Below are 9,709 nucleotides of genomic sequence, written 5' to 3' on the forward strand. Positions count from 1 at the left end.
TGGGGCAAGCTCCAGCGCTCCGCGGAGATGGCGGCCGACGTCGGCGCCGAGGTGGTCGTCGTACACCCTCCCTTCCGGTGGCAGAAGGACTACGCCCGCGACTTCGTCAACGGCATCGCGGCCCTGGAGAACTCCACGGGCATCAGGTTCGCCGTCGAGAACATGTATCCCTGGCGGGCCTCCTCGCGTCGCGGCATGGAGATGTACCTGCCCGGCTGGGACCCGTCAGAGGAGCCCTACGCCAACACCACCATCGACCTCTCGCACGCCGCGATCGCGGCCTCCGACCCGATCGACATGGCTAAGCGCCTCGGCGACCGGCTGCGCCACATCCACCTCACCGACGGCAGCGGCTCGGCCAAGGACGAGCACCTGGTGCCCGGCCGCGGATCCATGGGCGCCGCGCCTTTCCTGCACTACCTCGCCAAGGTCGGCTTCGACGGGGAGATCATCGTCGAGATCAACACCCGGCGCTGCAACAGCCGCGAGGAGCGCGAGACCGACCTGCGCGAGTCGCTCGACTTCGCGCGCGAGCACTTCGTGGTGCCCGCGTCGTGACCGGGGGATTCCCCGCGCGGGTGCTGCCGGGCTGAGGTCCCGGGTCCATCGACCCTTGCCATCGCGCACCCCGAAGCGCATGTTCATCACGTGGTGACATCAGTCGTCGAGGTACGCGGGCTCACCGTCGTCCGTGGGCGCCATGCCGTCCTGAGCGACCTGGACGTCACCATCGGCGACGGCGTCACCGGGCTGCTCGGGCCGTCGGGATGCGGCAAGTCGACGTTGCTGCGCTCGGTCGTCGGCGTCCAGCGCGTCGCCGAGGGCAGCGTCACCGTCCTGGGAGAGCCGGCCGGCAGCGAGCCGCTCCGGCACCGGGTCGGCTACGTGACCCAGGCTGCCAGCGTCTACGACGACCTCACGGTGCTGGAGAACCTGCGCTTCTTCGCCCGCGTGCTCCGCATCCCCGACGCGAGGACCGACGTCGAGCGCGTCCTGGCCGCCGTTGACCTCGCCACCTCCAGCGACGCGGTGGTCGCCCAGCTCAGCGGTGGGCAGCGCAGCCGGGTGAGCCTGGCGGTCGCGCTGCTCGGTACGCCGGGGCTGCTGGTCCTCGACGAGCCCACGGTCGGTCTCGACCCGGTGCTGCGGCGCGACCTGTGGGCGCTCTTCCACCGGCTCGCGGACGACGGCACCGCGGTGCTGGTCTCCAGCCACGTGATGGACGAGGCCGAGCGCTGCGACCGGTTGCTGCTCATGCGCGAAGGCCGGATCCTCGCCGACGACACCCCAGTGGCCATCAAGGCGGCCGCCGGCGCCGACGACATCGAGACCGCGTTCCTCACCCTCGTCGAGGCGAGAGGAGCAGCGACATGAGCCCCCGCACCACCCTCGCCGTCGCCCGCCGTGTGCTGACCCAGCTGCGGCGGGACCGCCGCACGCTCGCGATGCTGCTCCTCCTGCCCTGCCTGCTCATCTCCCTGCTGGCGTGGATCTACACCAACGACAGCAGGGTCTTCGACCGCGTCGGCCCCGCCCTGCTGGCGATCTTCCCGTTCACCATCATGTTCCTCGTGACCAGCGTGACCACGCTGCGCGAGCGCTCCAGCGGCACCCTCGAGCGGCTGCTGGCGATGCCGATGGGCAAGCTGGACTTCCTGCTCGGCTATGCCGTGGCCTTCGCGGTCGTCGCCGCCGCCCAGTCGGTCCTCGCCGTCGCCATCAGCGTCGGGCTCCTCGACCTCGAGGTGGCCGGACCGGTCTGGCTGCTCACCGTCGTCGCGGTCGTCGACGCCGTGCTCGGCACCGCGCTCGGGCTGCTCGTCTCGGCCTTCGCGCGCACGGAGTTCCAGGCCGTCCAGTTCATGCCGGCGCTGGTGATCCCACAGATCCTGCTGTGCGGCCTGATCGTCGGCCGCGACGACCTTCCCGGCGTCCTCGGCGCCGTCTCCGACGTGCTCCCGCTGTCCTACGCCGTCGACGCGATGACCCACCTCAGCCTCACGACCACCACCGCCGAGGTGTGGGCCGACCTCGCGGTCGTGGCCGGCTTCGTCGTCGCCGGCCTGGCGCTGGGGGCGGCGACCCTGCGACGTCGTACGGCGTAACCTGGCGCCATGTCCCTGCTCCGCCAGCCGATCCTGCTCCTGTCGCGGAGCGACCGGGTCAAGAGGCTCGTCGCCACCCTGCCCGTCACCTCCGGGATCGTCACCGGCTACGTCCCCGGCGAGACCACCGAGGCGGCCGTCGCCGCGACCGCCGACCTGGTCGACGACGACCTCAAGATCACCCTCGACTTCCTCGGCGAGGACACCCTGGACGTCGAGCAGGCCGACGCCACCGTCGCGGCCTACGTCGAGCTCCTGCGCCAGCTCACCACCAAGGGCCTGCCGCGGCACGCGGAGGTGTCGGTCAAGCTGACCGCGATCGGGCTGCTGCTGCCCGACCACGGTCACAAGATCGCCCTCGAGAACGCGCGCACCATCTGCCGTGCGGCCCGCAACGCCGGCACCACGGTCACCCTCGACATGGAGGACCACACCACCACCGACGCGACGCTGGCGATCCTGCGCGACCTGCGCAAGGACTTCCCCGAGACCGGCGCCGTGCTCCAGGCCTACCTCCACCGCACCGAGCAGGACTGCCGCACGCTCGCCTACGAGGGCTCGCGGGTGCGACTGTGCAAGGGCGCCTACGCCGAGCCCGAGAGCGTCGCCTTCCAGGACAGGATCGACGTCGACAAGTCCTACGTGCGCTGCCTCAAGGTGCTGCTCGCCGGCGAGGGCTACCCGATGATCGCCACGCACGACCCGCGCATGGTCGAGATCGCCTCGTCCCTGGCCAGCCGTTACGGGCGCGCCCAGAAGACCTACGAGTTCCAGATGCTCTTCGGCATCCGCCCCGAGGAGCAGAAGCGGCTCGCGGCCAGCGGTGAGACCGTGCGTGTCTACGTGCCCTACGGCCAGGAGTGGTACGGCTACCTGATGCGCCGCCTCGCCGAGCGCCCGCAGAACCTGTCATTCTTCGTGAAGTCCCTGATCTCCAAGAAGTAGGTCCCAGATGAGCCAGACCGCGATCCTCGGTGCCGGGGTGATGGGCGAGACCCTGCTCTCCGGCCTGGTCCGTGCCGGCCGCCGCGTCGACCACCTGCTCGTCGGCGAGAAGCGCGCCGAGCGCGCCCGCGAGCTCGAGGAGAGGTACGGCGTCGCCGTCGTCTCCAACGTCGAGGCCGCCACCAGGGCCGACACGCTCGCCCTCGTGGTCAAGCCCCAGGACATGGGGGACCTGCTCGCCGAGATCAGCGGGGTGCTGCGTCCGGGGCAACTGGTGGTCTCGCTCGCGGCCGGCATCCCCACGTCCTTCATCGAGGCCCGTGTGCCCGAGGGCGTCGCCGTCGTACGCGTCATGCCCAACACGCCGGCCCTCGTCGACGAGGGCATGTCGGCGATCTCGCCGGGCTCGCACTGCAGCGACGCCCAGCTCGCCGAGGCCGAGGCGCTGATGGCCTCGGTCGGCAAGGTCCTGCGCATCCCTGAGCGCCAGCAGGACGCCGTCACCGCGATCTCCGGCTCCGGCCCGGCCTACATCTTCTTCGTCGTCGAGTCGATGATCGAGGCCGGCGTCCACCTCGGGCTGCCCCGCACCACGGCCAGTGAGCTCGTCATCCAGACCCTCGTCGGCTCCGGCAAGATGCTGCGCGAGACGGGCACCCATCCGACGGTCCTGCGCGAGCAGGTGACCTCGCCCGGGGGCACGACCGCCTCGGCCCTGCGCGAGCTGGAGATCCACAAGGTGCGCGCGGCGTTCCTCGCCGCGATGGAGGCGGCGCGCAACCGCTCGCGCGAGCTCGCCGAAGGCATCTGATGTCCGCCTCGCCGGTAGCGGCGTCGGAGTCGGCGTCGGCCGTGCCCGACGTGCGCTTCTGGTTCGACCCGGTCTGCCCCTTCGCCTGGATGACCAGCCGTTGGGTGCGCCAGGTGCAGGCCCAGCGCTCCTACGACGTGGAGTGGCGCTTCATCTCGCTGCGATTGCTCAACGCCCACGTCGACTACGCCAGCCACTTCCCCGAGGGCTACGACGCCGGCCACACCGCCGGCCTGCGGCTGCTGCGCGTGGCCGCCCACGTGCGCGACGGGCACGGCAACGACGGCGTCGCGCGCTACTACGAGGCGCTGGGCGGCCTGGTCTTCGACCGCTCGGTCGCCGACGGCGGCAGCAACGACCCGTCGCGCACCGCCGGGGTGCTCGCCGAGGCGCTGGCCGCCGCGGGGCTGCCCGCCGACCTGGCCCGTCACCTCGACGACACCTCGCGCGACGCACAGCTGCAGGCCGAGACCGACGAGGCGCTCGCGCTCACCGGCAAGGACGTCGGCACCCCGATCCTGCACATCGCGCCGCCCGAGGGCGCGGCGTTCTTCGGCCCGGTGATCAGTCGGCTGCCCTCCGACGAGGACGCCCTGCGCCTGTGGGACCACGTCGTGGGCCTGGCGACGTTCCCCGGCTTCGCCGAGCTCAAGCGCAGCCTGCGTGAGCTCCCGCAGCTGCGCGCGCTGGGGGTCGAGCCCGACGAGGTGGGCGTGGCCGAGGACTGGCACGCCGGCAGCCGACGACAGCAGAAGTAGTGGCCGGCCGCCTGCCCGCCGCCTGGGGCGCCGACGTCGCCGACCTGCTCCGCGACCACCCGGCCGACTCGCTCGTCGAGCAGCCGGCCTACGCGATGACGCGTGCGGTGACGGTCGCCGCGTCGCCCGAGCTCACCTGGCGCTGGGTGTGCCAGATGGCCGTCGCTCCCTACTCCTACGACCTCGTCGACAACCTCGGTCGCCGCAGCCCGCGCGAGCTGACCCCGGGGGCCGAGGACCTGCGGGTCGGGCAGTCGATGCTCATCATCTTCGACCTGGTCTCCGTCGACCCGGGTCGTCAGTGGACCGGCGTCACCCGACCGTCGCTGGTCAGCCGGTGGGTCGGCCCCGTCTCGGTGACGTACGCCGTGCGGCCGGCCGCCGCAGGCACCTCCCGCCTGGTGGCCCGCATGGTCGCGCGGGAGCGGGGCGTGGGCGGGTGGCTGTGGGCGCGCTCGCTCGCGTGGGGCGACCTGGTGATGATGCGCAAGCAGCTGCTCACCCTCAAGGCGCTCGCGGAGCGGGACGCCCGGCGCTGACCCTCGCCCGCCCGGGGGCGCGCTGCCAGACTCACGACATGGAGACCTACCGCACCCCCGACGAGCGCTTCGCCGGGCTCGAGTCCTTCCCGTGGCCGCCGTCCTACGCCGACGTCCCCGACCAGGACGGGGGCACGCTGCGGATGGCCTGGGTCGAGGCCGGACCGAGCGACGGTCCGGTCGCGTTGCTGCTGCACGGCGAGCCGACCTGGTCCTACCTCTACCGCCACGTCATCCGGGTGCTCGTGGATGCCGGGGTGCGCGTCGTCGCGCCCGACCTGGTCGGCTTCGGTCGCTCCGACAAGCCGCTGGCGACCACCGACCACTCCTTCGCCCGGCACGTGGAGTGGGTGCGCTCGCTCGTCCTCGACGAGCTCGACCTGCACGACATCACGCTGGTCGGGCAGGACTGGGGCGGGCTGATCGGGCTGCGGCTCGTCGCCGAGCACCCCGACCGCTTCGCAGCCGTCGTGGCGGCCAACACCGGTCTGCCGACCGGCGACTTCGACATGCCGGAGATCTGGTGGCAGTTCCGTCGCGCGGTCGAGAGCGCCCCGTCGCTCGACATCGGACGCTTCGTCGAGGCGGGCTGCCTGCACGGCCTCGCCGAGGCCGACCGCCTGGCCTACGACGCGCCGTACCCGGTCGAGGAGGCCAAGGCCGGCCCCCGCGTCATGCCCACCCTGGTGCCGACCCGGCCCGACGACCCAGCCACCGAGGCCAACCGGGCGGCGTGGGAGGTGCTGACCGGGTGGGAGAAGCCGTTCCTCACGCCCTTCAGCGACGGCGACCCGATCACCGGCGCGATGGCGCCGATCCTGCGCAAGCTCGTGCCCGGCGCAGCGGCGCTCGAGCACCCGACGATCGAGGGCGCCGGCCACTTCCTCCAGGAGGACGCCGGCGAGGAGCTCGGTCGCGTCGTTGCGGCGTTCATGGGGCGCTGACCCTCTGCCGAGACGGCGCAATGTTGCCGCGGGCGTGCCGAGTCGGCGCAATGTTGTTGACGGCCCGCCGAGTCGGCGCAGTGTTGCAGCGGGTGCCGCTCGTGGAACCTCCGCGACCCAGGGGCCACCTGCAACATCGCGCCGACTCGGCGTACGTCCTGCAACATCGCGCCGACTCGACGTACGTCCTGCAACATCGCGCCGACTCGGCGTACGTCCTGCAACATCGCGCCGACGACCGGGCGCTCGACGTCACGACGGACCATCCACCTGCCCAGGTCTGGGTCTGGGCGCCCTGAGGCTGGGACTTGTCGGGCGAGTCGCGCACTTGAGGGGTGTTGCAACACCCCTCAACTACCAGGGTCCCCGGACATCCGGGGACTCATGCAGACCTCACAGCCCCATCGCCGCCTGAGCAGCAGCGAGCACGGGCGAGGTGACCGAGACGCACCGCTCGGCACCGGCGGCGAAGACCGAGTCGACGTGCCCCGGGTCGGCGGCAAGGTCGGCGTAGGACGCCTGGATCGGCGCGAGCGTCGCGACGACGGAGTCGGTGACGGCCTTCTTGAGCGCGCCGTAGGTCGTCACGCCGTCAGGCGAGCCACCGCACGCGGCCAGGACCTCCAGCAGGTTGGTGACGCCCGGCTTCCGGCCACGGTCGGTCCGGACGGAGGACGTGCCCGTGTCGCTGTCGGTGACCGCGCGCGCGACCTTGCGCCGTACGACGTCGGGGGAGTCGAGCAGGTGGATCACTCCCGCCCCGTCCGACCGACCTCCGGTCTTGCCCATCTTGCTCGTCGGGTCGGCGAGGTCCATCACGCGTGCGCCGGACGGCGGGACCGTGATCTCGGGGATGGTGAAGACCTGGCCGTAGGTCGTGTTGAAGCGCAGCGCCAGGTCGCGGGTGAGCTCGACGTGCTGGCGCTGGTCGTCGCCGACGGGCACCTGGGTGGGCCGGTAGAGCAGGATGTCGGCCGCCATCAGGGCCGGGTAGGTGTAGAGCGAGACCCGCGTGGAGCCGACGCCGCGGCCCTTCTCCTTGAACTGGATCATCCGGTTGAGCTCGCCGGTCGTCGCGACGCACTCGAGCAGGTAGCCCAGCTGGGCGTGCGTCGGGACCCGGCTCTGCACGAAGAGGGTGCTGGCGTCGAGGCCGACGGCGAGCAGCAGCGTCGCCTGCTCGCGCACCAGCTCTCGCAGCCGGGCCGGGTCGTGCGGGACGGTCAGGGAGTGCAGGTCGGCGATGCCGTAGAAGCAGTCGGCCTCCTGCTGGGCAGCCGTCATCGGACGCAGCGCGCCGAGCAGGTTGCCGAGCGTGAGGTGGCCGGTCGGCTTGAGCAGCGACAGCCGTCGGGTGGTGCCAACGCGGGAGGTGGTGGTCATGAGGGCTCTCCTGGAGGTGGGGCCCGCAGGAGTGTCGCCGGCCCGGAGAAGTGCCCGGAAATGACGATCGGCCGCCCGCAGGCGGCCGATGTGTGGGTGCAACACGAGGTGGTCCGCCGGGTCAGGCGGGCCACCACCGGGTCGGACGGGTCGTGTGCACGGGGCGAGCATGCCACGGCGCGAGGCTGCTCGACCAGTAGGTTGCACCCATGAGCACCGCGGCGGAGTGTGAGGGTCCGGCGACGGTGGTGTTCGACGAGAGCCTGACGCAGTACAACTTCGGGCCCGAGCACCCCATGTCGCCGATCCGGGTCGACCTCACGATGCGCCTGGCCCGCGAGGTCGGGGTCTTCGACCACCACCTGCGCATCGTCGATGCCCCCCTGGCCAGCGACGACCTCCTCGCCACGATCCACGGCGACCAGCTGATCGAGGCCGTCAAGCGGATGGGTCACAACCCTGGCCCCGGAGAGGAGCACTTCGGGCTCGGCACCGACGACAACCCCGTCTTCCTCGGCATGCACGAGGCCTCGGCGCACGTCGTCGGCGCGAGCCACGAGGCGTTCCGCCAGGTGTGGAGCGGCGAGTCGCTGCACAGCGCCAACATCACCGGCGGGCTGCACCACGCGATGCGCGACCGGGCGAGCGGTTTCTGCATCTACAACGACATCGCGGTCGGCATCCAGTGGCTCCTCGACCAGGGCGCGGAGCGTGTCGCCTACGTCGACGTCGACGTCCACCACGGCGACGGCGTCGAGAAGATCTTCTGGGACGACCCGCGCGTCCTCACCATCTCCCTGCACGAGACCGGCCAGATGCTGTTCCCCGGCACCGGCTTCCCGATCGACCTGGGCGGGCCCGACGCGGAGGGCACGGCGGTCAACGTCGCCCTCCCGCCCGGCACCAGCGACGCGGGCTGGCTGCGCGCCTTCCACGCCGTCGTACCCGCGCTGCTGCGCGAGTTCGACCCCGACGTCCTGGTGACCCAGCACGGCTGCGACTCCCACGCCGATGACCCGTTGGCGCACCTGATGCTCAGCGTCGACGGCCAGCGCGCCGCCTACCTCGCGCTGCACGAGCTCGCCCACGAGGTGGCCGACGGCAAGTGGGTCGTCACGGGTGGCGGCGGCTACGCGCTCGTCGAGGTCGTGCCCCGGGCCTGGACCCACCTGCTCTCGATCGTCGGCGGCCGTCCCCTCGACCCGCTCTTGGAGACACCGGGAGGCTGGCGCGAGCACGTCCGCGAGCAGCTCGGACGCGGTGCCCCGCACCGGCTCACCGACGGCCGCACGCCGGCCTTCCGGCGCTGGGAGGAGGGCTACGACCCCGACACCTGGCTCGACCGAGCCATCCACGCGACCCGCATGGAGGCCTTCCCGCTGCACGGCCTCGATCCCCAACCCTGAGGGTCCGTCAAGCCGACACGCCGTCGCCTCAGAAGTTCCATTGGTGAATCTCTTCCCCACGAGTCACATCTGGCCCTATTCTCACCACGACGCGCCCGTGTGAACATCGGTGGGGAAGCCGATGCCGTGCGCAACAGAAAGTTAGGTGCGCCATGGCAACGAACACGACCGGTGATCTGTCCGAGTCCAAGTTCCTGACCATTGCCGAGGTCGCCGCGATGATGCGGGTCTCCAAGATGACGGTCTACCGCCTCGTGCACGGAGGTGAGCTGCCCGCGCTGCGCGTGGGCCGATCCTTCCGCGTGCTCGAGGAGGACGTGAACAACTACCTGCGCAACAGCTTCTACGACGCCGGCTGAGCCGCCGTAGGGGTCCCTATGGTGGACCTCACCCGACCGGATTCTTCGACGCTGCACTTCCACGGATAGGGTGGTGGGGTTCTCCAGGCACTTCCTGGAGCACCCTATGCAGGTTGGAGAGGTATATCCGTGGGTTCTGTCATCAAGAAGCGACGCAAGCGTATGGCGAAGAAGAAGCACCGCAAGCTGCTCAAGAAGACGCGCGTGCAGCGTCGCAAGCTCGGCAAGTAAGCCGGTCTTCGGGGATCTGACGTACTGAATGGCGGGCTGATGGCAGGCGGCGGCAAGGTCGTGCTCGTGACCGGGGTCTCCCGAGACCTCGGACGCAAGTTCGCGCGCGCCGTCGCCCTCGAGCCCGGGGTCTCCCGGGTGATCGGTGTGGACGTCGTCCCTCCTCGCGGGGACATGGGCGACGTGTCCTTCGTGCGCGCCGACATCCGCAACCCGGTCATCGCCAAG

12 protein-coding genes and 1 pseudogene are annotated in these 9,709 nt (G+C 71.2%); 12 read left to right on the forward strand and 1 reads right to left on the reverse strand.

Features of this window, described 5'->3' with window-relative positions; translation table 11 throughout:
- The 8 genes from RMN98_RS14730 to RMN98_RS14765 all read left to right on the forward strand — a co-directional run.
- Positions 1 to 558, forward strand: a 558-nt coding sequence (locus RMN98_RS14730) for a sugar phosphate isomerase/epimerase (protein WP_309649573.1), incomplete at its 5' end; no start/stop codon positions are given.
- A 90-nt stretch (positions 559 to 648) separates the two neighbouring features.
- Positions 649 to 1,374, forward strand: coding sequence for an ABC transporter ATP-binding protein (locus tag RMN98_RS14735; protein ID WP_309649574.1), 726 nt, complete (start codon positions 649 to 651; stop codon positions 1,372 to 1,374).
- The gene (locus RMN98_RS14740; RefSeq protein ID WP_309649575.1) at positions 1,371 to 2,105 is read left to right on the forward strand and encodes an ABC transporter permease; all 735 of its coding nucleotides are present in this window, start codon (positions 1,371 to 1,373) and stop codon (positions 2,103 to 2,105) included. The genes RMN98_RS14735 and RMN98_RS14740 overlap by 4 nt, the downstream gene beginning before the upstream one ends.
- Before the next feature lie 15 nt (positions 2,106 to 2,120).
- Positions 2,121 to 3,050: a proline dehydrogenase family protein gene (locus RMN98_RS14745; RefSeq protein ID WP_309649583.1), complete on the forward strand. Its 930-nt coding sequence runs from the start codon at positions 2,121 to 2,123 to the stop codon at positions 3,048 to 3,050.
- Between the two features lie 7 nt (positions 3,051 to 3,057).
- On the forward strand, positions 3,058 to 3,861 hold the full coding sequence (proC, locus tag RMN98_RS14750; protein ID WP_309649576.1) for a pyrroline-5-carboxylate reductase: 804 nt from the start codon (positions 3,058 to 3,060) through the stop codon (positions 3,859 to 3,861).
- On the forward strand, positions 3,861 to 4,619 hold the full coding sequence (locus tag RMN98_RS14755) for a DsbA family protein (protein WP_309649577.1): 759 nt from the start codon (positions 3,861 to 3,863) through the stop codon (positions 4,617 to 4,619). The genes proC and RMN98_RS14755 overlap by 1 nt, the downstream gene beginning before the upstream one ends.
- Positions 4,619 to 5,158, forward strand: coding sequence for a hypothetical protein (locus tag RMN98_RS14760; RefSeq protein ID WP_309649578.1), 540 nt, complete (start codon positions 4,619 to 4,621; stop codon positions 5,156 to 5,158). Before RMN98_RS14755 ends, RMN98_RS14760 begins: the two co-directional genes overlap by 1 nt.
- Positions 5,159 to 5,196: 38 nt before the next feature.
- Positions 5,197 to 6,102, forward strand: coding sequence for a haloalkane dehalogenase (locus RMN98_RS14765; protein WP_309649579.1), 906 nt, complete (start codon positions 5,197 to 5,199; stop codon positions 6,100 to 6,102).
- Positions 6,103 to 6,495: 393 nt separating this feature from the next.
- Here the strand turns inward: RMN98_RS14765 and trpS are convergent, their stop codons facing one another.
- Positions 6,496 to 7,485 carry a tryptophan--tRNA ligase gene (gene trpS / locus RMN98_RS14770; protein WP_309649580.1) on the reverse strand — a complete coding sequence of 330 codons (990 nt, stop codon included), beginning with the start codon at positions 7,483 to 7,485 and terminating at the stop codon, positions 6,496 to 6,498.
- Between the two features lie 209 nt (positions 7,486 to 7,694).
- On the opposite strand from trpS, the gene RMN98_RS14775 reads away from it, so the two are divergent.
- The 4 genes and pseudogenes from RMN98_RS14775 to RMN98_RS14790 form a co-directional block, all read left to right on the forward strand.
- Positions 7,695 to 8,891: an acetoin utilization protein AcuC gene (locus tag RMN98_RS14775; protein WP_309649581.1), complete on the forward strand. Its 1,197-nt coding sequence runs from the start codon at positions 7,695 to 7,697 to the stop codon at positions 8,889 to 8,891.
- 152 nt (positions 8,892 to 9,043) lie between these two features.
- Positions 9,044 to 9,250 (forward strand): helix-turn-helix domain-containing protein, encoded by a 207-nt coding sequence (locus tag RMN98_RS14780; RefSeq protein WP_309649582.1) that lies wholly within the window; start codon positions 9,044 to 9,046, stop codon positions 9,248 to 9,250.
- 129 nt (positions 9,251 to 9,379) lie between these two features.
- Positions 9,380 to 9,481 carry a 30S ribosomal protein bS22 gene (locus tag RMN98_RS14785; protein ID WP_008356322.1) on the forward strand — a complete coding sequence of 34 codons (102 nt, stop codon included), beginning with the start codon at positions 9,380 to 9,382 and terminating at the stop codon, positions 9,479 to 9,481.
- 39 nt (positions 9,482 to 9,520) lie between these two features.
- A pseudogene (locus RMN98_RS14790) lies at positions 9,521 to 9,709 on the forward strand (epimerase); the annotation flags it as partial.

The sequence above is a fragment of the Nocardioides sp. genome (assembly GCF_031397825.1).
Lineage (GTDB): Bacteria > Actinomycetota > Actinomycetes > Propionibacteriales > Nocardioidaceae > Nocardioides.

What these genes read in the sequence shown, in the direction of transcription:
- RMN98_RS14740 (WP_309649575.1), top strand. Translation starts at nt 1,371, where the DNA reads ATGAGCCCCCGCACCACCCTCGCCGTCGCCCGCCGTGTGCTGACCCAG.
- trpS (WP_309649580.1), bottom strand. Translation starts at nt 7,485, where the DNA reads ATGACCACCACCTCCCGCGTTGGCACCACCCGACGGCTGTCGCTGCTC.
- RMN98_RS14775 (WP_309649581.1), top strand. Translation starts at nt 7,695, where the DNA reads ATGAGCACCGCGGCGGAGTGTGAGGGTCCGGCGACGGTGGTGTTCGAC.
- RMN98_RS14765 (WP_309649579.1), top strand. Translation starts at nt 5,197, where the DNA reads ATGGAGACCTACCGCACCCCCGACGAGCGCTTCGCCGGGCTCGAGTCC.
- proC (WP_309649576.1), top strand. Translation starts at nt 3,058, where the DNA reads ATGAGCCAGACCGCGATCCTCGGTGCCGGGGTGATGGGCGAGACCCTG.
- RMN98_RS14755 (WP_309649577.1), top strand. Translation starts at nt 3,861, where the DNA reads ATGTCCGCCTCGCCGGTAGCGGCGTCGGAGTCGGCGTCGGCCGTGCCC.
- RMN98_RS14780 (WP_309649582.1), top strand. Translation starts at nt 9,044, where the DNA reads ATGGCAACGAACACGACCGGTGATCTGTCCGAGTCCAAGTTCCTGACC.